General features: G+C 53.0%; 23 protein-coding genes. 15 read left to right on the top strand and 8 right to left on the bottom strand.

The genetic code is table 11. From position 1 onward, the window contains the following. Nucleotides 1-56: 56 nt before the first annotated feature. The 5 genes from A0129_RS00435 to A0129_RS00415 all read left to right on the top strand — a co-directional run bounded on the left by A0129_RS00435 (nucleotide 57) and on the right by A0129_RS00415 (nucleotide 5,657). A complete protein-coding gene (locus tag A0129_RS00435) occupies nucleotides 57-1,133 on the top strand; it encodes a substrate-binding domain-containing protein (RefSeq protein ID WP_291711374.1) in 1,077 nt (358 codons plus the stop codon). Between the two features lie 237 nt (nucleotides 1,134-1,370). Next, on the top strand, nucleotides 1,371-2,891 hold the full coding sequence (adh, locus tag A0129_RS00430; RefSeq protein WP_291711372.1) for an aldehyde dehydrogenase: 1,521 nt from the start codon (nucleotides 1,371-1,373) through the stop codon (nucleotides 2,889-2,891). A 76-nt stretch (nucleotides 2,892-2,967) separates the two neighbouring features. Next, entirely contained in the window at nucleotides 2,968-3,339 is a 372-nt protein-coding gene (locus tag A0129_RS00425) for a DUF779 domain-containing protein (RefSeq protein ID WP_291711454.1), read from the top strand. Between the two features lie 94 nt (nucleotides 3,340-3,433). After that, a complete protein-coding gene (locus A0129_RS00420) occupies nucleotides 3,434-4,378 on the top strand; it encodes an AEC family transporter (RefSeq protein ID WP_291711369.1) in 945 nt (314 codons plus the stop codon). Between the two features lie 58 nt (nucleotides 4,379-4,436). Beyond that, nucleotides 4,437-5,657, top strand: a complete 1,221-nt coding sequence (locus A0129_RS00415; protein ID WP_291711367.1) for an MFS transporter — start codon at nucleotides 4,437-4,439, stop codon at nucleotides 5,655-5,657. Between the two features lie 16 nt (nucleotides 5,658-5,673). Here A0129_RS00415 and A0129_RS00410 read toward each other — a convergent pair whose 3' ends face one another. Then, a complete protein-coding gene (locus tag A0129_RS00410; RefSeq protein ID WP_168426918.1) occupies nucleotides 5,674-5,829 on the bottom strand; it encodes a hypothetical protein in 156 nt (51 codons plus the stop codon). 159 nt (nucleotides 5,830-5,988) lie between these two features. On the opposite strand from A0129_RS00410, the gene A0129_RS00405 reads away from it, so the two are divergent. Then, nucleotides 5,989-7,761: a PQQ-binding-like beta-propeller repeat protein gene (locus A0129_RS00405; protein ID WP_291711364.1), complete on the top strand. Its 1,773-nt coding sequence runs from the start codon at nucleotides 5,989-5,991 to the stop codon at nucleotides 7,759-7,761. Here the strand turns inward: A0129_RS00405 and A0129_RS00400 are convergent. The 4 genes from A0129_RS00400 to A0129_RS00385 are packed head-to-tail and all read right to left on the bottom strand — an operon-like array spanning nucleotide 7,754 to nucleotide 12,522. After that, nucleotides 7,754-8,818 (bottom strand): DUF1513 domain-containing protein, encoded by a 1,065-nt coding sequence (locus tag A0129_RS00400; RefSeq protein ID WP_291711362.1) that lies wholly within the window; start codon nucleotides 8,816-8,818, stop codon nucleotides 7,754-7,756. The two genes, A0129_RS00405 and A0129_RS00400, sit on opposite strands and share 8 nt — an antisense overlap. Before the next feature lie 4 nt (nucleotides 8,819-8,822). Next, nucleotides 8,823-9,944: an imelysin family protein gene (locus tag A0129_RS00395; RefSeq protein ID WP_291711360.1), complete on the bottom strand. Its 1,122-nt coding sequence runs from the start codon at nucleotides 9,942-9,944 to the stop codon at nucleotides 8,823-8,825. Then, entirely contained in the window at nucleotides 9,944-11,353 is a 1,410-nt protein-coding gene (locus tag A0129_RS00390) for a di-heme oxidoredictase family protein (RefSeq protein WP_291711358.1), read from the bottom strand. The genes A0129_RS00395 and A0129_RS00390 overlap by 1 nt, the downstream gene beginning before the upstream one ends. Further along, nucleotides 11,353-12,522, bottom strand: a complete 1,170-nt coding sequence (locus A0129_RS00385) for an imelysin family protein (protein WP_291711356.1) — start codon at nucleotides 12,520-12,522, stop codon at nucleotides 11,353-11,355. The genes A0129_RS00390 and A0129_RS00385 overlap by 1 nt, the downstream gene beginning before the upstream one ends. Nucleotides 12,523-12,656: 134 nt before the next feature. Here A0129_RS00385 and hemP point away from each other — a divergent pair, with 134 nt between their 5' ends. The 7 genes from hemP to A0129_RS00350 all read left to right on the top strand — a co-directional run bounded on the left by hemP (nucleotide 12,657) and on the right by A0129_RS00350 (nucleotide 19,225). Further along, entirely contained in the window at nucleotides 12,657-12,842 is a 186-nt protein-coding gene (gene hemP, locus A0129_RS00380) for a hemin uptake protein HemP (protein WP_291711354.1), read from the top strand. Between the two features lie 68 nt (nucleotides 12,843-12,910). Beyond that, entirely contained in the window at nucleotides 12,911-15,043 is a 2,133-nt protein-coding gene (locus tag A0129_RS00375; protein WP_291711352.1) for a TonB-dependent siderophore receptor, read from the top strand. Beyond that, nucleotides 15,024-15,326, top strand: coding sequence for a hypothetical protein (locus A0129_RS00370; protein WP_105028480.1), 303 nt, complete (start codon nucleotides 15,024-15,026; stop codon nucleotides 15,324-15,326). Before A0129_RS00375 ends, A0129_RS00370 begins: the two co-directional genes overlap by 20 nt. A gap of 9 nt (nucleotides 15,327-15,335) precedes the next feature. Next, nucleotides 15,336-16,973 (top strand): PepSY domain-containing protein, encoded by a 1,638-nt coding sequence (locus tag A0129_RS00365; RefSeq protein ID WP_291711349.1) that lies wholly within the window; start codon nucleotides 15,336-15,338, stop codon nucleotides 16,971-16,973. Beyond that, nucleotides 16,964-17,254: a hypothetical protein gene (locus A0129_RS00360; protein ID WP_291711348.1), complete on the top strand. Its 291-nt coding sequence runs from the start codon at nucleotides 16,964-16,966 to the stop codon at nucleotides 17,252-17,254. The genes A0129_RS00365 and A0129_RS00360 overlap by 10 nt, the downstream gene beginning before the upstream one ends. Nucleotides 17,255-17,310: 56 nt before the next feature. Further along, complete coding sequence (locus A0129_RS00355) at nucleotides 17,311-18,354, top strand: cytochrome c (protein ID WP_291711346.1); 1,044 nt, start codon at nucleotides 17,311-17,313, stop codon at nucleotides 18,352-18,354. After that, nucleotides 18,332-19,225 (top strand): cytochrome c, encoded by an 894-nt coding sequence (locus A0129_RS00350; RefSeq protein ID WP_291711344.1) that lies wholly within the window; start codon nucleotides 18,332-18,334, stop codon nucleotides 19,223-19,225. Before A0129_RS00355 ends, A0129_RS00350 begins: the two co-directional genes overlap by 23 nt. Before the next feature lie 55 nt (nucleotides 19,226-19,280). Here the strand turns inward: A0129_RS00350 and A0129_RS00345 are convergent, their stop codons facing one another. Then, entirely contained in the window at nucleotides 19,281-21,185 is a 1,905-nt protein-coding gene (locus A0129_RS00345; RefSeq protein ID WP_291711342.1) for a TonB-dependent siderophore receptor, read from the bottom strand. A gap of 392 nt (nucleotides 21,186-21,577) precedes the next feature. Here A0129_RS00345 and A0129_RS00340 point away from each other — a divergent pair, with 392 nt between their 5' ends. Then, entirely contained in the window at nucleotides 21,578-22,252 is a 675-nt protein-coding gene (locus A0129_RS00340; protein ID WP_291711340.1) for a hypothetical protein, read from the top strand. Between the two features lie 35 nt (nucleotides 22,253-22,287). On the opposite strand, the gene A0129_RS00335 is transcribed toward A0129_RS00340, so the two are convergent. Together A0129_RS00335 and bfr are read right to left on the bottom strand one after the other, a co-directional pair. Continuing rightward, a complete protein-coding gene (locus tag A0129_RS00335) occupies nucleotides 22,288-22,488 on the bottom strand; it encodes a bacterioferritin-associated ferredoxin (RefSeq protein ID WP_291711338.1) in 201 nt (66 codons plus the stop codon). Between the two features lie 99 nt (nucleotides 22,489-22,587). Beyond that, entirely contained in the window at nucleotides 22,588-23,064 is a 477-nt protein-coding gene (gene bfr / locus A0129_RS00330) for a bacterioferritin (protein ID WP_105028468.1), read from the bottom strand. Nucleotides 23,065-23,368: 304 nt separating this feature from the next. Here bfr and A0129_RS00325 point away from each other — a divergent pair, with 304 nt between their 5' ends. Next, nucleotides 23,369-25,564, top strand: a complete 2,196-nt coding sequence (locus tag A0129_RS00325; RefSeq protein WP_291711336.1) for a TonB-dependent receptor — start codon at nucleotides 23,369-23,371, stop codon at nucleotides 25,562-25,564. Nucleotides 25,565-25,602: the final 38 nt, after the last annotated feature.

The raw sequence follows: 25,602 nt of genomic DNA, 5'->3' as shown, positions 1-25,602 counted from the left end.
CTCCTGCATTTTGTAATCTGTCAGAATGCAAGCAATCGACATGCCTGTATCCGTAAATGCTAAATCTAAAAATATCCGCCCGCTGGAAAAAAGACGATGGTCAGTTTGTTGAACTGGACCAGCGCATGTTGAACACCCTTAAAACCATTGACTCGGAAGGCTCCATTTCGCTGGCCTGTAAGGCGCTGGGCATCTCATACCGTACCCTATGGTCGCAAATCCAGCAATACAACCAACTACTGGGCGAAGAACTGGTAGCCACACACGGCAGGGCTGGTGCCTGCCTGACCCGGTTTGGGCACAAGTTGATCTGGATGGTGGAACAGGGCAATGTGCGCGTGGCCCCCGACCTGGGTACCGTGGGCGAGCAACTGAACGCCGAATGGCTGGATGTCGATCAAAACAAGCCTTGGATCAGCCTGGCATTGAGCGACGACCTGGTGCTGCAAAACCTGTTTCAAAACACCGCACTGTACAAAAAACTGCAACTGTCGCTACGCTGGTCGGGCAGTATCGCGGCACTCTCGGCCCTGCACCGCGGTGAAGTGCGCGTTGCTGGTTGCCACTTGCCGGTTGGCCTTGAGGAACACTCCCATGTTCATCACATCATGCGGCGCTGGTTGCGCGGTTCCAACCTCAGTGTGATTGAACTGTTCGAGCGCGACATCGGCTGGATGAGCCGCCCAGCCGCCAAGCCCCCAACTTTGGAGGATGTGGCCCAAAAGCGTGCTCTGCTGGTGAACCGCAACTCGGCTTCATCCACCCACCACCAGCTGGATGCCTTGATCACCAAGGCCTGCCTGAAGGCAGAAGACTTGCCGGGATTTTTTCACGAAGAGAACTCCCATTTGGCAGTGGCCTGTACCATTGCAGCAGGACACGGTGATTTGGGCTTGGGCATTCGAGCTGCAGCTGACCATTACGCCCTGCAATTTCGTCCAGTGTCGAAAGAACGATATTTTTTGGTATTGCACAACAGCGATTTGCAATACCCAGCAATGAATATTTTGCTGCCTTGGTTGCGCAGTGCGGAAGTATTGGACCATGTCAAGAATGCGGCGGGCTACAATCCGTCGAACTTGGGAAGAACACAGGCACTGGAATTGTTTCTCAACGAAATTCAAGCCAACTAACCCCCCCTTTTTGGTGTGTCAAAACTGTGCATCGCAACAAAATTATGCAATTAATTGCATAATAAATTAAAACCCCTCTGCCACCTTTGCTCCAAGTCTGGCAAGTTTATTCCTGATTGGTTTTCAAGCCAGATCGACTTTCGGAAAAGAACTTCCGGATATTGTTGGCAATCTACGCTGGCATGCCCATTGCGCAAAGTGCCCTACCACCATCAACACTACAAAGGAGTTAGGGACATGAATATGGTTGACGAATTAAACCTGGGCGTGGCGTTTCCGTTCAAAGCGAAATACGACAACTTCATCGGCGGCAAATGGGTCGCTCCAAAAAGTGGCCAGTATTTCGACAACGTTACACCGGTAACCGGCCAGGTGCTGTGCAAGGTAGCCCGATCGCAAGCAGAGGACATTGAACTGGCACTGGACGCTGCGCATGCAGCGAAAGACGCTTGGGGCAAACGCTCCCCCACTGAGCGCTCCATGATTCTGAATCGCATTGCAGATCGAATGGAAGAAAACCTGCGCCTGATCGCGGTGGCAGAAACCCTGGACAACGGCAAACCCCTGCGCGAAACCATGGCTGCGGACATTCCCCTTGCGATCGATCATTTCCGTTATTTCGCAGCCTGTATTCGCGGTGAAGAAGGCAGTATTTGCGAGATCGACCACCAAACCTACGCTTACCACTTCAATGAACCTCTGGGTGTTGTAGGGCAAATCATTCCCTGGAATTTTCCAATTCTGATGGCGGCGTGGAAGCTGGCACCTGCACTGGCTGCTGGCAATTGTGTGGTGTTAAAGCCTGCAGAACAAACACCAGCGTCTCTGCTGGTGGTCATGGATTTGATTGCTGACTTACTGCCGCCCGGCGTGCTGAACATCGTGAATGGATTTGGACTGGAAGCTGGCAAACCATTGGCGAGCAACCCGCGAATTGCAAAAATTGCATTCACCGGTGAAACATCCACAGGTCGATTGATCATGCAGTACGCTGCCCAAAACCTGATTCCAGTCACTTTGGAACTGGGCGGAAAATCACCCAATATTTTCTTCTCTGACATCATGGACGCCGACGATGCCTTCTTCGACAAAACCCTGGAAGGTTTTGCCATGTTTGCTTTGAACCAAGGTGAAGTGTGTACCTGCCCCTCACGCGCCCTGATTCAGGAAGACATCTACGACGCTTTCATTGAACGTGCCATTGAGCGCGTGAGCAAAATCAAACAGGGCAACCCGCTGGATGAGAGCACCATGATTGGCGCACAAGCTTCTTCAGAACAACTGGAGAAAATCCTGAGCTACATCGACTTGGGCAAACAGGAAGGCGCCAAGTGCCTGATTGGGGGCGAACAAAACAAACAAAGCGGCGACTTGGCTGGTGGCTACTATGTAAAACCAACCGTATTCAAAGGCCACAACAAAATGCGTATTTTTCAGGAAGAAATTTTCGGCCCCGTGTTGTCGGTAACTACCTTTAAAGACGAAGCCGAAGCCCTGCAAATTGCCAACGACACGCTGTACGGATTGGGTGCAGGGGTCTGGAGTCGAGATGGCGCACGAGCCTTCCGCATGGGCCGTGCCATTCAGGCTGGCCGCGTGTGGACCAACTGCTACCACCTGTATCCGGCTCATGCCGCATTTGGTGGCTACAAGCAATCGGGTATTGGCCGCGAAAACCACAAAATGATGCTGCACCATTACCAGCAAACCAAAAACCTGCTGGTGAGCTACAACCCCAACGCATTGGGCTTTTTCTGAGCGCGTGAATTGAGGTAGCTTGAACCGCTCAATTCCACAGGGGTTGGGCGGTTCTTCCATTGATGTGGAGAAAATGATGGCAAACCGAGTTAGCGCAAGCGCGCAAGCACTGGAATTGATCGCAACATTGAAAGCGAAACATGGCGACGTGATTTTTCACCAAAGCGGCGGCTGTTGCGACGGCAGCGCCCCCATGCTGTTTCCGCGCTCCGATTTCCCCCTGGGCGGCGCAGATGTAAAACTGGGAGAAATTGGCGGTGTGCCGTTCTACATGAGCAAATCGCAATTCACGTACTGGGAACACACTCACCTGACGATTGACGTGGTGAAAGGCAATGGCGGCATGTTCAGCCTCGAACGCCCCAGCGGCCTACGATTCCTGACCCGTTCGCGTTTGTATTCCGATGAGGAATTTGCGGCACTGCCACCGGTGGAAGCCGTGAAATAACAGGAAATCTTGAGTGTGTAGCAAGGGTCATCCACAATTGACCCGAAATTCAGTAATGAAATAATTGCTGCTACTCCAAGCCACACCCGTCAACATGAATCAATTCAATGTGCTCTCGGAAATTCTGGGAGTCACCGCCCCTGTGTTTGCCATGGTATTCATGGGTCTGGTGCTGCGCAAAATCAATCTGATCAATGACTCCTTTATTCAGACCGCGTCAACGCTGACTTACAAAGCCACCATGCCAACGCTGTTCTTCCTGTCCATTTGGCAGGCCGATCTGCAAAGCGCATTCAATGCCGAGCTGGTACTTTTTTTGTGTGCGGCCACGGTGCTTGGTTTTCTGGCCAGTTGGTGGTGGGCCACCCGATTCATTCCCTATGACCAACGCGGCGTGTTTGTTCAAGGGGCATTCAGGGGCAACTGTGGAGTAGTCAGCTTTGCGCTGGTGGCCAGTTACTATGGCGAGTATGGCCTGTCGGTAGGCGGCGTGTTGGTTGGCTTTACCATTTTGCTGTTCAATGTGCTGTCGGTGTTGATCCTCTCCATTTACAGCCCCACCCTGAAATTCAGCCCAGGCGCAGTGAGCAAGGAACTGATCAAAAACCCGCTGATTATTGCGGTAGTGCTGGGTATGCTGGCCAGTGCAACACAGCTTTACATACCGCAGTGGCTGTTGAAGTCGGGCGAGTATTTTGCTGGGCTCACCCTGCCACTGGCGTTGATCTGTGTGGGTGGAACACTGTCACTGGCCGGGGTCAAAGCCTCGGGCTTGTCTGCCATGCAATCAAGCGCCATTAAAATTGCCATACTACCCATACTCGCCTGCGCGGCTGCATGGACCGTTGGCATTGAGGGGCGAGACCTCATCATTCTCTGGATGTTTTTCGCCAGCCCCACTGCCGCAGCCAGTTTTGCCATGGCCGTGGCCGCAGGCGGTGATGGCAAGCTGGCTGCCAACATCATTGCGCTCACCACGCTGGTGTCCATACTTTCCATGACGATCGGCATTTATGCGCTCACCGCCTTGGGGCATTAGTGTGGCGCGTTACACTCAAGGTCATATCTCAAAAAAATCCATCCACAGGTAGCAGTACATGAATAGCCCCACAGCATGCCAAGTGAAGATGACGCCCCAGCGCGAGTGGGCCCTGCTGCTGATTCTTGCCGGCATACAGTTCACCCACATTCTCGACTTCATGATCATGATGCCGCTGGGGCCTCAGCTTACGGCGGCGTTCAGCATTTCAGATGCAAAGTTCGGCCTGCTGGTGTCCGCCTACACTTTCGCGGCTGGTGCGTCGGGTTTGTTGGCCTCGTTGTACATCGACAGGTTCGAGCGACGCAGGCTGTTGCTTATTCTTTATGTGCTGTTTGCCGCAGCCACCCTGGCCTGCGGCCTCGCGCCCACCTATGAAACGCTGATGAGCGCCAGAATTGCAGCCGGGCTTTTTGGCGGCATACTGTCGGCCATGATTCAGACCATTGTGGCAGACGTAGTGCCGTTTGCCCGCAGAGGGAAGGCCATGGGTGTCATCATGACATCATTCTCTGTGTCCACGGTGATGGGAGTACCTCTGGGTCTCTATGTAGCTGCCAATTCAGACTGGCACACCCCCTTCTTCGGAATTGCCGGCATCAGCTTTGTGTTGGCGGTGGCCGGCTGGTACGTCATTCCAACACTTCAAGGCCATTTACACGCACGTGGCGAAACCGGCCCGCTTCAGGGCATTGCACAGGTCCTTCGCGATTCGAATCACCTGCGTGCGTTCCTGTTTTCGTTTTGCATGATCTTCGCCGGGTTTTCAATCATTCCGTACATCACGATTTACATGCAAATCAATGCAGGGCTGACACCTTCAGACATTCCAGTGATTTATCTCGCTGGCGGCGCGGCCACCTTGTTCAGTGCGCAAATCATCGGCAAGCTCAGCGATCGAATTGGCAAATTGAAAATGCTGCAAATCATCGCAGGTACGGCAATTTTGCCCATGGCATTGATTACGGTGACTGCGGGCCTGAGCATGACAGTCATTCTGGTGATCACCACGTTCTTCTTTGTGTTTGTCAGCGGAAGAATGATTCCAGGCATGGCTTTGGTCAGCGCAGCAGGCAACCCGAAAAACAGGGGCACATTCATGACCCTGAACTCGTCCATGCAGTCTGCTGCCATGGGCCTTGCCGCCTTGGTAGGTGGCATGGTGATCTCGCGCAATGCAGAGGGTCTGATCGAAAACTTCTGGATATGCAGCGTGATCGCGATCTCGTTTAACTTGACCGCACTGTTGATTGCAAAGCGTCTGAAGGTCTATCAATAAACGGCTTAATCGTGGCTTAGCTGGCCATACGGCGAATAATCGACGACACCACCAAGCGCAAACCTTTGATCTCTTTGACTTCCAGTGGGCGCTTTTCTTTCAGGTCTTTGTCTTTGCTCAATTCTTCGAGCTTGTGTTCGATTTCTTTCAACAGCTCAAGTTGTTGCTTCATGATCATTTACCAATAGAATCGGGTACGCGAAATATACACGCAAGCGGCTGCGCATTGGATGACAGTTTTGTGACAGACCATCTGCCCCACATTGCAACAGTCGCTGTGGATTGATCCTTGCTTGTCTCTCCAGACAATTCCAATTAAGAGCCGACCACCATGACGCTGCATCAAGCCTTCGCCGCCGCTTTCTCACTAGTTGTTTGCACCGCCACGTTTGCCAGCTCAGACACAGAATGGCCATTATTTGGAGGCAACTGGGATCATCAGCGGCACACGCTGTCCAAGCAAATTACGCCTGACAATATCCGACAGCTTGACTTGGCCTGGGAATTCGACACGGGTGTGTCATCCAGCTTTCAAGCCACACCTATCGTGGTGAACGGCATCATGTTTGTATCGCTGCCTTTTAACCATGTGGTGGCCTTGAAAGCCGACACCGGAAAATTGGTGTGGCGTTACACGCACGACAGGATCAAAGATCGCCCCATGTGCTGCGGCCCCGCCAACCGGGGCGTTGCTGTGAGTGATGGCAAGGTATTCATGGGCACAGTCGATTCACGCCTGCTGGCACTGGATGCACGCACGGGCCAAAAGCTGTGGGACATTGATGTCACCAAGGGCGAGCAAGGCGTGCAGGAAGATGCCGCCACACTGGGGACGCAACTGGACACGCAGGGCGGAAAACTGGAGGTGTCGGGTGCGTCAGGTGCTGGCATCAACATGGCACCCATGGTGTTCGATGGCAAGGTCATTGTGGGCATTACCGGTGTGGGCTATGGCTTGCACCTGGATTCTCCCGACCCCGATGCGCCACTCGGTGCAGTGGTGGGTATTGCAGGCAACTACGGACGCCGTGGTTTCATGGCTGCATATGACGCCAACACCGGCACACTGGCGTGGAAATTCGACACAGTCCCTGAGCAAGGCTGGGAGGGTGAATTCAGGCAAACGACTCCCGACGGTGTGACACTGCCCCGAAACATTGAACAGGAAAAAGCCGCTGCAGCCCAATACCCGGATGCCTGGAAATTCGGCGGCGGATCAGCCTGGAGTACCCCCGCCATTGATCGCAAGAATGGCATTCTGTATTTCGGCACGGGCAACCCTTCACCACAAATGGAAGGCTCGTCACGTCCAGGCGACAACTTGTACACCGCCTCCCTGGTGGCGCTGGATGTGCGCACCGGCAAGCTGAAATGGCACTACCAGCAAGTGCCGCATGACATGTGGGGGTACGACGTTGCAAGCCCACCCGTGTTGTTCACCAGTCACCACCAAGGCCAAGCGATTGAAGCCGTTGGGCAAGCCGGCAAAACTGGTTGGTTTTATGTACACAATCGCATCACAGGGGAATTGTTGTTCAAGAGCGAGGCCTTCGTACCGCAGCACAATATGTTTACCTTGCCCACTGAACAAGGCAATGTGATTTACCCCGGTGTCATTGGCGGCGCCAACTGGTCGCCGGTGTCGGTCGATGAGCGACGCCGCATGGCGTTTATCGCCGGCATTCACTGGCCGGTGAAGTATCAATTGCACGAGCTGAAAGCGAAGGGCAACAAGCCTGCGTTGAAGTATTCGTCGATGTCACCCATTGAAAACGGCGAAAAATACGGTTTGTTATCAGCCATCCACTTGGACACCGGCAAACTGATGTGGCAACACAGGGTGAATGCGCCCTTGATTGGTGGTGTCCTCAGCACACAAACAGGTTTGGTTTTTTCAGGTGAAGGCAGTGGTGAGTTTTTTGCACTCGATTCAAACACGGGCAAACGTGTGTGGCAACACAACAATTCAGCGGGCGTGAATGCACCACCCATTGCCTACGAAGTGGATAAAAAACAGTTTTTGGCCGTGGCTGTCGGTGGCAACAAACTGTTTGGTTTCAAGCAGGGACAAACCATCAAGGCTTGGGCACTGCGGGCTAAATAAGCAGCCAGTGATTATCCAGCTCCAATGGCTTGCTGAACTCAACAGCCGAGCTTCCAAGCCACACCTGCTCTCCGTCGGCAGCCAGTGCACATGCGGCATTCGCAGCCTGTGAATGCAACAAATTGCCTTGCACATCGAATTGCGCGGCAGAATTGTTTTTGGTGCAGCTGATCACAAAGCCCTGTGGGGTGGCAACAATGTCGCCGGCATAACCCTTCACACCCGCCGATTCGCCCACCGTGCGCAGTCCGTTTGCATCAAGCAAAGCCAGTACCGGCGCAGCATCCCGAAGTGCAGCGGTGCTATGGTGTGCCTGCATGGCAATGCCCACCACACCACTGGTGTGTGCCGCCATGTGTCTCAAACTGAGTCGCGTATCGCTCAAGGCCCATTGATTGAACACCTTGCCTGTTCGCGGGTTCATGGCCACGATGGAAGAATCCATGGGCAGTTGATTCAACTGGGTTCTGCCCATGTCCGCATGCGTAGGTATTCCGCCGTTGGCCACCAACAAAAAAGGTTCATCAATGCCCAACCCACCCCTGGGCAGGACCAGCATTTCATGGGGATCTTTGCCCAGTGTGGACCACACATCCAGCAACTCGAAGGTATGGCGGTCTCGAACCGCCAAGGCACCCGTACCGTTGAGCACATCCGTTTCTGTGGTGTAAAGCCAATCGCCATACACGGCGCTGTGGCCGTTCAAATGCCGGTCTTCGTCTTGCCAAACTCGCGAGGTTTCGCCGCTGCGAATATTCAAGCGCAACAACCAGTCGCCAGGGCGGCGAGCAATGAGCAAATACTCATCGCCGTGCAGGTGCATTAAACCGTGCGGACGTGTGGGCAAATCGAATACCATGGTGACGACGTAAGTTAGCGAAGAACCTTGCCCGGCTGCGGTAAGCACACCCACCTGATAGCCCCCATTAGGAAGTTGCCAGGCTGCCAGTAAACGGACCTGACGAGTAGGAGTTGCCGATTCGACGGGCAGGGGCAAGGCCATACTCAAGGCCAACGCGCTGCTTTGAACCAGAAATTGCCGACGCGAATTGAACACTGAATCAATCACCATCAGAAGATGAAAACTGAATAGACACTTTCAAACCCTTGGCCACCTCGCTTTCCAAAAACCCCTTGAGCACCTTGAGTGCTTTCACTGACTGCTCAACACTGGCTGGCTTTGTGATGTCGTTGGACCGCATGGCCACAGCCACAGCACTGCTGTACGTCACCAAGGTGTCGGCCAGTTCAATTTTCCCCAAGCCGCGCAAATAAGCCTCCAGTGGTATCACCTGCGTATCGGCCTGCGGCACCGTTTGGCCAGTCACCATCAACAAATGTTCGATGCCTTGCCACTGTGCAGCCCAGGCTTTTTCGGTCAGTTGAAATTCTGAAAATGGCCAATGTCCTGCATTTGCACCGGCTGCATCCTTGTTTTTCAAGAGCGGCTTTTCCATGCGCTCCCAGGCCAGGTTGTGCGTGGCTCCAACCAACTGGTTGAAATACAATTGCATGCCTGCACTCAGCGCCTTCGCGTCGTCTTCATTGGCTTGCGTTGGATTGGTTTGCCAACTTAAACCGGCCACAGTGCGCGCAATGTCGAGCACTACCTCGTGCGCGTAGTTGCACTGAGGGGTGCCCCCTTGAAAATCGTTTTGCGTCAACAAATACTCCAGGGCAGGAAAACCTTTGGCCGGGCTGCCGATCAAGACCATGCCTTGCGCACCTTGCGGCTGTTTTTTAATTGCACGCTCAAGCAAGTTCAGGCGCAAAGGTCGAAAATCGATTTGGCGCACCGTGTTGTTGTCCAGCATGGGCCCCATCACCACCGCCGACAGTTCCAGCCAGGCCAGGTAGGCCTTGGCATATTGCGCCTGCAACTGTTGCATGTTGGCAGGCTGCGTTTTCCCATCCGTTTTGCAATATTGCGCCGTGGCCACACTCAACGCCTCGAGTTGATCAGTTAACGCGGCGGTGTCTTTGGCATGGTGGTGTGTCGCCACACTGTTCAGTACCTCAGCCACCTCGTAGTAAGGAAACAGCATGTTGCTTCTGTCCACGGGTTTTGCAGCCACGGCAGAATTGGCAAAATTCAGCACCAACAACAACACGAAGGCCAACACCACCCAGACCAGTCCGCGCAACAAGCCAGTTTTCAATTCATGCTGATGTTGGGGATTCATTACAAAGACTCCACAAAACGAATCAGTGCTGCACGATCTTCAGCCGAAAAATTCATGAAGCGTTTCTTGCTTTGCTCGGCTTCAACGCCGTGCCAGAGAATGGCTTCTTCAACGCCATCGGCGCGGCCATCGTGCAACAAACGCATGTGGTTGTTCACATCAGGAATCAGCCCGATACCCCACAGCGGCGGTGTTTTCCACTGACGGCCATTGGCTTTGAAATCGGGACGGTTATCCGCAAGGCCTTCGCCCATGTCATGCAACAACAAATCGGTGTAGGGCCAAATTTCCTGTCCTTCCAACGCTTTGCTGCTCAAAGCCGGGAAAGGCACTTTGCCTGTGGTGTAGGAAGGGCGATGGCACACAGCACACTGCGCTTGCTCAAACAACTTCTGACCCTTTAACACCTGTGCATCATTCACATTGCGACGAGCGGGTGGTGCCAACACGGCTTGATAAAACACAATCTCGTTGAACAGTTTGTCGCTGAGTTCAGGCTCGCCGTTCTCGGAACCGTTGGGTGCCTGCACACAGTCTTTCTGGGCCGGTGTGCAATTCTCGGCAGGAAACAAACTGCTGGTGATGCCAATGTCGCCCAGAAAAGCGCCGCCGGTTTGGTGCGCCAGCGTAGCCACATTGGCCTTCCAGCCAAAGCGGCCCAACATGTCCTTTTGTGCATACGCATCCCAAACCCGGTTGGGCACACCCTTGATTGGGCCGGGCTGTGCCGCCTGCCGCTTGGCATTGTTCAACACATCCTTTTCTTCGATCGCTTCCAGCAAGCCCAAGCCAATGACCTGTGGCGCAATTCGCGGGCTCACCATCACCTGGGGGTGCATGGGGCCATAACCCAAATCAGAGAAAGAATAGCTCGGCTTTTTCAACACATAGGGTGTGCCATCCGGGTACTTTCCATGTAACTCTGTCATTTGAATATGCACCTTGCCTTCTGGCTTCACGCCCGCAATGGCAGCGTTGTTGAACTGATCGCCATACACAGGGTCGGGCACAACACCGTGTTTGGAATCGGTGCCGGGGACGGACAGGCGGAACAAAAGGTCCACCGGTTGTTCAGTGCTTAAGCGATCCAGAATTTCGGGCGGCTTTCCTCGGCCGTCCTGCACATGGCAACCACCGCAGGACCGGGCAATAAAATGCGGGCCCAGTCCGTCACGCGCAGTGGTCGATGCCGGGCCCTGCACCCAGTTGCGCTTGAAAAACGAATTGCCAATTGCAAACCGTGTTCGTTCCTCATCGGGCAAATTCGCGGCGGGAAATGAGAATGCATTTCGACCATCGGCAAACACAGTGACATCCCCGGCTGTACGCGCAGTCATTCCCTCAACGGCAGCCCAAGCCACCCCGGCAAACAACAGGGTTCCCCCTGCCAAACAAACAGCTGCTTTCATCAGGGCAAGGTCAGGGTAAGTTGGGTAATGCCAATTGCATTGGCTGATTCAACCAGCAGGGTGCTCTGCTCAACCAGGCTGTCTACGGTGGCTTTCACGCGTTGCGGGCCTGGCGCGTTTACACCACCAATAATTTCCCGGTCAAAGGGTGCTTGAATGGCACTTGCGGCTGCCACTGAGTTCTGGATTTGCTGCGTGGTTTTCTTCGCAACTTCGGGTGCACGGGCCCCCACCAACTCGGCCAGTGAAGGCACCCTCAACATGGCCCCGTCGGCCTGTTTGTAAGTGCCAGTCCACACATTCAAAATACCTTGCGCGTTGGTCACCGCATCGCGATGGGTGTTGTCAGAAAAGCAGGAGTGTTCATCTTCTTGATCCTGGCTGAACAGAGCCACTTCAAGGCGTTCACCGGCCAGCTCTCCGCGCGAGAGTGAACCCAAACCCACCAGGATTTTCCGAATGGATTCCTTGCCATCCTTTTCAAAACTGGCGCGAAAGTTATCTGCCTTCTTCGGATCCCAAGCCGATTGCACTGTTTCGAGATCGTGGATCAACAGGGCCGTAACCTCGCGCAAATAAGCAGCGCGACGTTCTGCATTCTGGCCTTTGCCTTTCACATAATCAGTGTAAGGCCGCTTGCCAGGGCCATTCTCACTCAAATCCTGACCCCACAGCAAAAACTCAATGGCATGCCAACCTGTGGCAATGTTTTCTTCACCACCCCGCTCATTTTCTTCGATCAAGGCATCGCGGGTAATCTTGAATTTTGGATTGTTGATAAAACCACTGCGTGCATTGCCTTGCACATAGTCCACATACGATTCATCCATCGGCCAGGCATTGATTTGCCCTTCAGGCCCGTTTTCATCATCAATCGGGCCACCATAAAAACGGAAAGCCTCAGTTTGCCCGTAAAACTCGCGCGCATTGAGCCATGCTTTTTTGGCCGCTTCCAGGCCAGCCTGGGAAGGTGCTTTCAAAAATGCATCAATGGCGGTCTGCATTTGCCGGGCTGCATTCACCGAATCGGTGTAATTGGCATACACCAATTGCCCATACCCCTTCACCACGTCTTGATCAGTGGGAGCGGCCACGGCCATATTGCAAACTGCCAGCGCCAAGCCAGCAACCATCCCTTTTTTTGTTGCGTCGAACCACGAATACATCATGAGGAGATAAAACCTTTGGATCAATCTTGAACAGCCTGTATGTTAATAGTAATGAGAATGATTTGCAATTAATAAGAACATCCATTACACTTCGACACATCAAATACAGGCAATTCAACATATCCAGAGCCACCATGAACACCCAAGCAACGCTGAAAACCGGCACCGTGCCCGCAAGCCAGACTGAGCCGGCAGCCGCAACACCTTTGAACACCAAAACCTTGTTTCCTTTGGGTAGTCGAGAAAGGACGATTGTTCATGACAACACCGAGTATCGTTTGCGAATTACCGCCCAAGGCAAACTGATTTTGACCAAATAAATTTCTCTCACCCTCAATCGCAAGCCAGCAAAACGAGTAGCCAGCCAGCGTTTTTTTCATCCAGTATCATGAACCCGAAAAAAATTCTGCCTTGCGCCATCAGCGCAATTGCCCTTTGTTGGCCCCAACTTTCAAACGCCCAAGACGCCGTCACCCTGCCCGCTGTCAAAGTAGAGGGGCAGGTACAAGCCGAACCAAGCCCTTCAGCGCCAGTGGACGGGTACAAAGCCAACAGCACATTTTCTGCGACCAAGACCGGCACTCCCATTGTTGAAACCCAGCAATCCATTTCGGTGATTACACGCGACCGCATTGAAGATCAGGGTGCACTGACCCTGCAAGACGCGCTCGGCTACACCGCAGGCGTAAGTGCTGGCTCTTATGGCTTTGACAATCGCGGCGACTGGGCTTTTATCCGCGGTACTTCGTTTGTGCAGTACCAGGATGGTTTGAAACAGCTTTTTGGTTTTTACAACAATGTACGCCCCGACCCGTTTACCCTGGAACGTGTTGAAGTGGTGAAAGGCCCTTCATCGGTGTTGTATGGCCAGGGTGGTTTTGGCGGCCTGGTGAATATGGTCAGCAAGCGCCCACAACGCGAACAGGCTGGTGAAGTGGGGGTGCAGCTTGGCGAATACGGGCGCAAACAACTGGCACTCGACTTGACCGGCCCACTGAATGAGGACGGCACCCTGCTGTACCGCATGATCGCACTGACTCGCGACAGCGACTCCCAAGTGAACTTTGTGCCAGATGATCGAGACCTGTTCGCACCCGCCATTACCTGGAGGCCCAACGCCGACACCAGCCTGACCGCATATTTGAATGTGCAGCGGGATGTATCGGGTTCCTCAGTGGGCTTTTTCCCGATCATCGGCACACGGTTCGAAGGGCCAAACGGTCGAATTCCGACCAACACTTTCATCAGCGAGCCAGGCTTCGACCTGTACCTGGCCAAGCAAACCTCATATGGACTCGAATTTGATCATCGCCTGAACGATGTATTCACCTTCAGCCAGAAAGTGAAACAAAGCGACAGCGCGGTGTCGTACAACTCGATTTACTCCTCATTCAACAGGGGCACAGTTGGTCGCCCAACCATCAACTCAGATGGGCGTACGATCAATCGCGTCGCCATTTCCCAATACAACGTGGCGGACAGCTTTACAAGCGACTCGCAACTGCAAGCGAACTGGACAAATGGCGCATTTGAAAACACCACGATTGTTGGTGTCGATTTTCAGCGAGTGGCTCTTGGCGGGGCGGACAGTGTTGGAGGAAGTGCCCAACCCATCGATTACCTGAACCCACAATACGGAAACTTCGTCGCTCCAACCCAACGTGATTTGGCAGGTACCCTTCAAAGACAAACTGGTATTTACGCGCAACATCAGCTGAAGTACGACAAACGTTGGCTAGGTACGATGGGCATCCGACGTGACTGGGCCAAATCACAGACAGACAATCGGGCTGCGACAACCGACGACCGGGAGACATCTTACAAAGCCAGCATTGGATACATCACCAATGTCGGTGCAATGCCGTATCTAAGTTATTCAGAATCGTTCCTCCCGATTACAACACTGGACTTTTTTGGTCGTCCATTCAAACCGCAACAAGCGGAGCAGCTCGAAGCAGGCGTGAAGTATGAAACACCCGATGGGCGCTCATTGTTCACAGCCGCGGTATTCGAGATCACCGAAAACAATCGCCGTGTCGCCGACCCCGCTGTAGCCAACAATCAAATCCAGGTGGGTGAGGCTGAAAGCAAAGGTGTTGAACTGGAGGCCAACCACCGTTTAAGCCCTACTGTGGATGTCTTGGCGGCATATAGCTACACCAGTGCCAAGGTAACCGCAGACTCCAACGCCAACAACGTTGGCAAGCGCCTGGCGACAGTACCCAAACAGTTGCTGAGTGTGTGGGGACGCCAGAAGTTTTCCATGCTCGGCTTACCCGGCTGGCAATGGGGCGCAGGCTTGCGGTTCATTGACGAATCCTGGGACGGCATCGACAACGTGCGTACACCCAGCGTGACGCTGCTGGACGCCATGCTCTCGTATGAAACTGGCGATTGGCGCTACGCAGTGAATGCGACCAATCTGGCCAATCGGGAGTATGTCTCCACTTGCCTGTCTCGTGGCGACTGTTTCTATGGTGTCGAACGCAATGTGGTGTTCAGTGCAAACTACCGTTTCTAAAACACACTGGCTAAAAATCAGCAGTCGGCAAATTGTTTGCCTGCTGCTGGCTTTTCCCGCAGGGTTGGCCTTGGCGAATCTGTTTGCAGCGGCCTTGGCCATTTTGCTGTTCAAAGCTGGCATGGAACAAAGCGAAGCCATGACCCTGAGCCTGCTGCTGGCCTACCTTGCCATGCCCTGCTGGGTGCTGTGGATATACTGCACAGCCAGCCTGGCCTGGCTAAGTGCCAAAGGGCTGCTGTTTGGTTTGCTGTGTGCAATCGTGATTTATTTTCCTTGGTAAACCCTGGCCGTGAGTAAGCAGAAAGCACCTTCCGTTCGTCAACACATGGCCTGGTTTCACACCTGGTTTGGGCTGTTCATCGGCTTTCTGCTGTTTGCGGTGTTCTGGATGGGTACCCTCACCGTGTTCGACAAAGAGTTTGACCGGTGGATGCACCCGGAAAGCCGCAGCATTGCCGGTGAATGTTGCACACTGAGCCCAGAGCAACTTGAAACGGTGTTGCTGAAGGCCCATGAGTTGGCGCCCGGATCCAACAACATTCGATTGCGCTTGCCCACCGAGAGAACGCCCATGACGCTGATTCGGATCGTGGAACCCGACCGAACCTTGAAAGCGTATTTCATGGATCCAGACACAGGCAAAGTGGTCTCCAATGAACACACTTTGGGTGGCAGCGGTTTCTTTTTTCCCTTTCACTACAAATTCAATATTGCCTGGAATAACGTAGGTTATTTTCTGCTGGGCATTGCCGGACTGGCCATGATGGCGCTGCTGATCAGCGGCATTGTCATTCACCGAAAACTGCTGGCTGAGTTCTTTTTGTTTCGCCCCAAAAAGCACACCGTGCGCAGTATGCTCGACTTGCACAATCTGAGCAGCGTGGTGGCATTGCCCTTTCACTTCCTCATCACTTTCACCGGTTTGCTCATCTTTTTTTCCATCTATTTTCCCTGGGCCACACTGGCCGCATTTGATGGTGACAAAGCCGCCTCGCAGAAACGCCATGAGTGGTTTTTTGAACATGCCCCCAGTGGTTTTGTTGAAGACGCCGAGCAACAACTCGCTGCACTGAAAAGCGTGCCGGCTTTGGTTCAAGCGCGGGAAATTGCCTGGAGCCAGGCTCTGGGTGAAACCGCGCGTGCTGATTCAATCAATATTCGAAACTTGGGCGACAGCAACGCCACACTTGAAATTCGCCGTGTGTTTCCTGAACGCAGTATCAGCATGAGCACACATGCTGACACCATGCTGTTGCATACCGGGGAACTGCTGCATGCACACGAGCCCAAACCCATCAAGGGCTTCACGCACTGGATCAATGGCCTGCACTTCATCCAGTTTGACCACACTGCACTTCGAGTGCTGTATGTGGTGGGGGGCTTGCTGGGTTGCATCATGATTCACACTGGTTTTTTGTTTTGGCTCGAGTCTCGCCGTGTTCAACATCACAAGAAAAAATTGCCAGGCTTCACTGTGGTTCAGGCCCTGACTGTGGGAGGTACCCTAGGCATGATGATTGCCACCGCCGCCTATCTGGTTGCAAACCAGCTTTTGCCGAATCACCTCGAGAACAGGGCCACTGCCGAGACCTGGGTATTTTATGGCGTGTGGGTACTCAGTATCGTTTGGGCCTTTGTCAGTGCCTTCCGATACAAATACCTGCAAAACCAAGCCGAAGCGCACCGTAGCAGCCAATGGCTGCCACCCACGGTCGTATTTACCGCCCTGTGTGCATTGGCCTGGTTGCTCAACCAGATCAACACAGGTGGGCTGGTTCAAGCCATGGCTCAAGGGGATATGAATTCACTGGCCATCGACATCGGTTTAATGCTGATGGTTGCAAGCGGTGTCTTCACCGCCCACAAACTGTCAGTCAGCGCGACAGCGAAGTATGCTGAGCCCAGCGAGGTTGGACAATGCCACTAACGGTACAACTTGCGCTGGCTTTTTCGCTGCTTTTTTTTGGGTTGCTATTGATCGCGCTTTCACAGCAGGCACATTGCCATCATCACCGCTGGGCCGGGCGTTGCAATGCAGTGGGCCTCAAGTCTGTTGGCGCAAGGCGCACAACCGGCATTGTGGCGTTGCTGCTCAGCGCAACTGCACTGGCTGCCATTGAGGGACTTGCTTTCGGGCTTGTGCTTTGGGTCATGGCAGCGGCCATGCTGGCCGTGGTCTTGGCCTGGGTGCTTGCCCCATCGAGATAAACGCTCACTTGTATTGTGGGTGTATAATTGCTTCACATTCAATATGAGCAGTTGTCATGATCACCCGTGTTGTCACCTCCGCCCTCATGCTGTTGTGCACGCTTACAGCGAACGCACAAAGCAGTACACCACCCCTCCCAGCCGACATGGCCAATCGCGTTCAAGCCTGTGTGGCTTGCCATGGCGCTGAAGGACGTGCCAGTGCAGAAGGGTACTACCCACGTATTGCGGGCAAACCGGAAGGTTATCTGTACAACCAGCTGATTGCCTTTCGGGAGGGAAGCCGTCAACACGCTGCCATGAATGGCATTGTGCAACATCTGTCGAATGATTATTTACAGCAAATGGCGAGGTACTTTGCTGCGCAAAATCCACCCTACCCTGCGCCCGCAAAGAGCACCGCCTCTGCTTCAGAAATTGAGCAAGGCAAACGCCTGGTTTTCGACGGCGTTGCATCCAAAAAAATTCCTGCATGCGCAGCCTGCCACGGGCAAGCATTGACTGGTGTTGAACCCTACACACCCGGGTTGCTGGGTTTACCGCGCGATTACCTGAACGCGCAACTTGGCAAATGGCGCAACGGTCAGCGCCAGGCCGCCGACCCAGATTGCATGCATGCGCTGGTGAAAGCTCTCAGCCCTGAGCAATTGAATACAGCCACTGCATACCTTGCAGCACAGCCCGTGCCCGAAAACCCCAAGGCAGCACCCAGCAATAGCATTCAATTTCCGCTGAAGTGCGGCACACACACCACCACAGCAGTGCCGGGCAGCAACAATGTCTCGCCCGAGCCGATTGCGTTGAATGTGTTGTCCGAACAAGAGAAACGTGGCGCATATTTGGCACGCCTGGGCAATTGCGCCGCTTGCCACACCGTCGACCCCAAAAAAACCCTATGCCGGCGGGCGTGCAATCGAAACACCCTTCGGAAAAATTTACAGCACCAACCTGACACCGAACGCCGAACACGGACTGGGCAAGTGGACTGCCGACGATTTTTACAAGGCCATGCACAGTGGCATCTCAAAGAACGGGGATTATCTATACCCTGCATTTCCCTACACCGACTACACCAAAATGAGCCGTGCAGAGGTGGATGACTTGTTCGCCTATCTAAAACGCCTGCCCGCCATTGCCCAAAAAACACCGCAGCCTGAGTTGCAATTTCCTTTCAATCAACGCCCACTGCTGGCAGTTTGGCGGGCTTTGTATTTCACCGAAGGCGAGTACAAACCCGATACAACGCAAACTGCGCAGTGGAACCGCGGAGCCTACTTGGTCAACGGCCTGGGCCATTGTGCTGCGTGCCACACACCACGCAATACCTTGGGTGGACTGAAAGACAAATTGAACTTAAGCGGCGCCACAATTCCAGTACTGAACTGGTTTGCACCGGCCTTGAATAATCACCCCCTGCACGGGCTGGGAAAATGGACTGAAGACGACATTGCCCAATATTTGCAAACCGGCATGAACCGCCACGCAGCGACTTATGGCCCAATGAGCGAGGTGATTGCGCACAGCCTGCAATTTGCCTCGACTGCCGACACCAAAGCCATGGCGGTTTACCTGAAAAGCCTGCCTGCGCAAGCCCCTTCAGAAAAAGAATCAACCGGTCTCGGCCAGCGTACCTTGCAACCCCTGATGGTGCGCGGCGCAAACATTTACACCAACACCTGCGCAGAATGTCATGGCAAACAGGGCGAAGGCAAAGCGAATCAGTTCCCGGCATTGGCTGGCAATGTGAATGTGATTGCCCCCAACCCGGTCAACGCAATACGAATGGTGCTTAATGGCGGTTTTTCACCCAGTACACAAGGTGCCCCCTACCCACATGGCATGCCACCTTATCGTGTAGAACTGAGCAACAACGACATTGCAGCAGTGGTCACTTACATTCGGCGAAGCTGGGGCAACAATGCCAGCGGCGTTGCCTCAATTGAAGTGGACAAGCAACGCGGCAAACAATAAAAAAAGCGGGTGATGAATTCCTTCACCACCCGCTTTTCACCATGGTGTTCGTCGATTAAAAATCAACTTGCATTTCAACCAGCAACATACGTCCAGGTGCAGGCACCCGGCCGATGGTACTCACATCCACACCACGGAAGAAGTATTGCTCATCAAACAGGTTGTTGATGCCAAAACCAAGGTTCATGTTTTTGCCCTGACCAATCGGAAAATCACGACCCACTCGCATGTTCACCAGGGTGTAGGCAGGCAACTCGCCGGCGCTGCCGTTGGCAGTTTCAGCCTGTGTGTTCGCTGAATCACTGAAACTTTCAGAAACATACAAGGCATTCGCATTGGCAGTCCACTTGCCAAACTTGTGTACAGCGTCAACACCAATGTGGTGAGTTGGCGCATTGCGAAGTTTCTTGCCTTGATCCGCGCCCGATAGTTGTTCCGTATCCAGATAGGTGTAGCTCATGCCGAGTTCAGTTTGACTGTCAAGGTTCCAGCGACCTTCCAGTTCAACACCTTCCTGGCGTGTTTCACCCAGGTTGCGGAACGCGCCCGTGTCGAAGACGATTTGGTCTTTGTAATCCACTCGGAACAAGGTTGCCGCGATATTGGCATGTGGGTTAATTTGCCAGCGTGAACCAATTTCATAGTTTTCAGCGGTTTCATTGCCCACATCACCACCGCGGGTAACCTGCGCAGTTTGCACCGGCACCAAAGAGCGCTGCGCATTGGCAAATACAAACACATCTTTCGTGGCCTGATAACCCACAGTCAAGCCGGGCAACCATTCATCCGGGTTGTTCTGAAACTGTGCGCCCGTGTTCAAATCCCTGTAGTTGGTTTCCACGTCCTCATAGCGAATACCCGGTGTTACTTTCAGGCGATCGTCCATCAAGGCAATCGTGTCGCTGACGTAATACGCCATCGCCTTGGTGCTGAAGTCCCAGCGGCGGAAAGGGTTCACTGCACCTGTTGCAAGCGTTGTGCGGCTTACGTCGAAACGCACATCTTCTTCCACAAAACGTGCACCAGCGATCAGGGTGTGGTTGTCGATCTGCTTGGTAAAGCGAGGCTCTGTGCCATGTACGCTGAATACACGTGGGGAATCGAGAACAAACGCGGGCGTTTGTGCAGGGTCATCCGAGAAAGTGGCTGACTGACTAAAGAAGAACGTGCGGTTGGCTTGGTGGGCAAAATTGCGCCATGTCAGTTTGAAATCGTCTGAGAAAGAATGATTCCAGGTGAAAGTGGCCCGCCACATATCTGCATCATACGCATCAAAGGGTTTTTGCGACTGGTTGGGGTTTTGATCATAAGCGGCAGGGCTTAGAGCACCCGGCAGCTCGGCCTTTACCTCGTAATACTGCAACTGCGCCTTGAAATCGTTGTTGGAATTCAGGTAGTACTCACCATCCACAATGAAGTTGCGTACTTCGGTGTCTGAACGATCACGCTGCCCCTTGCCATCCACAATGTTGGCCTGAAATTGCAAGCCGAGGTCTTCACGCACAAAACCACCAATGCGGTAGTAGGTGTCGGTCAGCATATTGCCGGTTTCTTCGGAAATTTGAAGACGCTCGCGGAATGTTTGACTGGTTTTGGCGGGAATAGGCTTGGTTACCAGGTTCAATACACCACCCACATTGTTCGGGCCGTAATGAACGGCTGCACCGCCACGCACCAAATCCACAGCCTCAAGACTGGGCAATGTAACCGGGAAAAGTGATAAACCCACATTGGTGTAAGGTCCAATTGCAATTGGGTAACCATCCACCAGAATTTGTAAACGTTCACTGCGCAAAGGATTCAAGCCACGTACACCGATATTGGGCAAAATCCCGGTGCCGGTTTCATCCAGCACTTGAACGCCAGGCACTCGGCGCAAGGCATCTTCCAGGTTCAATGCACCACGCTCTTCAAGGTCTTCTTTCTCAAGCACTGTGCGCGCACCCGTGTAGGTTTTCACACTTTCTTCAGTGGGTGGGCCTAACCAATCCGATTGCACCGTGACTGGGGCGAGGTTCTGTGCAATTGAAGCTCCGCTAAAGGAGAGGCAGGCAAGAGTGACCGCACTCGCGAAAAAGTCAATCGGAATCCGTTTGAGATGGTTGGAACAGGTGCTGCGACAAAAATTTGACATGATTATTTTTTATTTATTGATAATTGTTTCTATTATTATTTATTTTGAAATGAAAAAATAAATCTATCGTCAAAATGTATTAATTATTGAACCCTCACACCCGCCAAAGTCACACAAGCAATTCAACTGCGCTCAATCACAACATGGAAGCATCATCCTTATCGCCCCTTACATCCTGTTCGCTCTGTCATTCACCTGATCGATCTCAAAATCTAGCAGTGTCCACACGGGTTACAGCCACCCTCGAAAATGCACTCCCCGGCGTCAACGCGAGTAAACTGGTTCATGCCCTCGACACCCTGCTAGGCGGGCGCAATAACTACACCGTGGTGGGCAGCACTTGCATGCACCTTCATGCACTGGAACACCCCAACGCCACATGCAAACTGCCACTTCCCCATGATCTTGATGTCGTTGTCAATGACACTGCAATTCGCCGAGTAGAACTGGCCAATCCAGAAACACTGGGCAAACTGAATTTGAAACGCGACGCAAATTTCGCCCATGTGTTGCACATGACACGCGAGAATGCACCCGACCTGAAAATAGACATCGTGCACTCCAATACGCCGGGTTTTTTAAAATACCAAATCAACCCGCGTTTCATTGACGGCTTGCAGGCGGGAATGCTTGCTGATTGCCTGGCGGATTACAAAGCCAGGCGTACCGATCAGGAATTCGTAGAACAATGTGGAGGCCAAACCCAAGCGAATTCAAAGGTTCAACCGTGGCTGGATTATTTCGACCAGTTTCGCAACGAAGCAGGCACTGTGTTGCCGCGGCAAGCCGCGAAAAGACGATTTACAGAATCAGGGAATTCAAGCCCCGAACAAGCCTTGGGTGAACCCAGCCATGCCAGGGCAGCCGCGAGAATTTTGAAATTTGGAAGCTAAGGCGGGAAATAAAGGCAAGCGATTGAGCTGGAAAATCAAACCGCTTGCTGGCTCATTTCGCTGACTTGAATCAGCGTGTTGTGCGCGTCGATTTCACTTTGACAGTGCATGCGACACTGGCCGCAGCCCGAACATGCACCTGTTTTCATGGTGATGTCGTCTACTGAACCACAACCGCTGCGCACGGCTTCAGAAATGGTACGGTCGCTAACGTTGGCACAAATGCAGACGATCACGGGTGACCTCAAATTGCGTTGAACTTGAAAGTAATAATAATGATTCGCATTACTACAATCAAGCATTTTTTCAACACAATTCGAAAATCGTTGGAAAATTTACTCTGAAACACCCATCATGGATTGCTCATAATTCTGCAAACCCACCCTGTCAATCAGGCTCAGCTGGGTTTCCAGCCAATCGATGTGTTCTTCGGTGTCTTCCAGAATTTCTTTCAGAATGTCGCGAGAAACATAATCGCGCTCGTCTTCCGACGCCTTGATGCCATCCTTAATCGTCACTTGGGCTGCGCTTTCCATTTTCAGGTCGCTTTCCAGAATCTCGCGTGTATTTTCGCCAATCATCAACTTGCCCAGGTCTTGCAGATTGGGCAGACCATCCAGCATCAGCACGCGTTCAATCAGCAAATCAGCGTGCTTCATTTCACCGATGGATTCCTCATATTCTTTCTTCTTCAATACATCCAGGCCCCAATTGCCGAAAATGCGCGAATGCAGGAAATACTGGTTAATCGCAGTCAATTCATTCTTCAATTGCGCATTCAGTGCCGCAATCACCTTGCTTGAACCTTTCATTGTTCTTCTCCCTTGCATTCAAAAATCAACTCAATCCACAGTGTACAACGCGGGCCAAGGGGGCCGAAACCCTTTTCTGGTGCGCTTCTTAAAAAAGTACTTGCCAAAATCGAAAAGCCAAATAATAATGAGAACACTTCTCGTTTCTATCTTTCCGAGTGAGATTGCCGTGGGCCTACCGATCAATCTCCTTCTTCGCAACAGTTGGCATCCTCACCGGTAGGCCTTCCTCGCTCAGAAAGACCCTCCCGCACCAGCCAGCCGCCGCAAGCCAGTGCATCTTTTATTTCAAAGGTTTGCTGTCATGAAAAAACGCGCGCTGGCCGTGGCGATTGGCGCAGCTGTAGGTTGTCACCCGGCTGCATGGTCACAAAGTACTCAACAAAATGAGGCGGCTACACTTCAAGAAGTACAGGTCACCGGGTTTGAGCGGGTTTACAAAGAACCGACCACCAACACAGCCTTGGGCTTCGAAGCGGACCCGATGAGCACACCGCTGACCACCATCAGCATTCCCATCGACATTCTGGAAGACCAGCAAGTTAACAACGTTGAAGATGCATTGCGCAACGTGGCTGGTGTCACCAAATTCAAACAGGGCAATGGTGGCGAGGAAAAATTCTCGATTCGGGGTTTCGATGCATCCCAGTCGCTTTACAAAGACGGTGCACGCATCAACAACGTGTTCAATGCCACCAACATTGCCACCACTGAAACCGCCAATATTGAGCGCTACGACATTTTGAAAGGCCCTGCGTCAATTTTGTATGGTCAGGGCGAACCAGGCGGTGTCATCAACTATGTCACCAAAAAACCAAAGTTCACCGAGTACAGGGCGGCCGAGGTGATTGCCGGCAGCGACGACTATTATCGCGTCGAAGCTGATTTCACCGGACCGCTGAGCGATACGTTTGCATACCGATTGATTCTGTCGTCTGAGGACAGTGGTAGTCACCGTGACTTCACCTTCCGGGATCGTCAGCTCGTGGCGCCCTCGTTGACCTGGAAGCTGAGTCCTCAAACACTGGTCACTGCGCAATACGAATACATCACCGACACCTACACCCAAGACCGTGGTCAGGTGCTCGATGGCAACAATGCCACCGGCTATTCCTACAGCGGTCGCCTGAACGGCACCCAGTTCTACGGCATTCCCGGCTGGAACGAAAACACCGAAAGCGACTACAATCGATTCGCCTTGCTGGCCGAACACTTCTTTGACAATGGCTCGTCGGTCACTGCCAACTATTCACGCACCCGCGTCGACAAAACCCTGTTTGACTCCAGCCCGAGAGCACTTGGCCCCAATATGCAAGTGGTTGCAGACAATGGCGATGTGGCCATTCGTGCCTCGCAACAGGGTGGCCAAGGCGAAAGCGACAGCATGGTGCTGAAGTATCAGTGGCAACTCGATGGCGGCACATTGTTTGGGCAAAACATCGGTCACAAGTTCCTGTTACAAGGTGACTATGAACGCATTGTGAACAACACGATTTCTGCGTCGGGCACCCAAATCACATACAACGTCAATACCGGGCAATACAGCGGCATTCCTCCCGGCGGAGTGGTGGTGGGTCCGTTTACCCAAGGCGGAAGCAGCGCGCGCCAGCAAGGCCTTGTGATTCAAGACCTGATCTCAATCGGAGAAAAATGGAATGTGCTGGCGGGTTTGCGCAGCACCCAATTTGAAGATCGCCAAGCCGGTGTGGACAGCGATGACATTTCACCCCGACTTGGCCTGGTGTACAAGGCTACCGACACCTTGTCGTATTACGGCAGTTGGGCCAAAGGTTTTACCCCCACTACCGCCACCGGCTTTAACCCTGCAACAGGCAACGGTATCGGCGGTGCACCGCTGGACCCGGAACGCACTGAGCAGTATGAACTGGGTATCAAAAAACAGTTGTTGAACAAGCAACTGGACATCACCGCTGCAATTTTTGATTTGCGCAAGTCCGATGTGGCGGTCACTGACCCGGCCTCATCTGGTTTGCCAGCAGGGGAACAATGGTCCACCAACCTGGGCGAAACCCAAACCCTGGGCTTCGACATTCAAGCCATTGGCAAAGTGAATGACTCTTTCCGCGTGGTGGCTGGCTATGCCTATCTGGACAATCAACTTCTTGCAGTAGACCCTTCACTGGCGGGTCAGGAAGGCAATGTCCTGCCGGGTATTCCTGAACATTCTGGTAATTTGTTTGGCGTTTATGAAGTGCAACGTGGCCAGTACAAGGGATTGGGCCTGGGACTTGGCGTGTTTGCTCAAACTGGCTCGTTTGTGTCTACAGAGAACCGTGCCAAATACGATGGCTGGGCGCAACTGGATGCCTTGGCCTATTACAAGGCAGATGGTTGGAAAGTGCAATTGAATCTGAAAAACATCACCGATGAAGAATACAACTACGCGCAAGCAGGCACTACCACCGATTCATTCGGTGCAGTGCGTGTGGGTACCAGCACGCCGAGAACCGTCAATGTGAGCTTGTCGGTCGAATTCTAATCGCCAAGATCTGCTACACTCTTTTTGATATTAATTCT

The sequence above is a fragment of the Limnobacter sp. CACIAM 66H1 genome, assembly GCF_001601825.1.
Classification (GTDB): domain Bacteria; phylum Pseudomonadota; class Gammaproteobacteria; order Burkholderiales; family Burkholderiaceae_B; genus Limnobacter.
The sequence above is the reverse complement of the archived record's forward strand: the minus strand, read 5'-3'. Positions and strand labels throughout refer to the sequence as shown.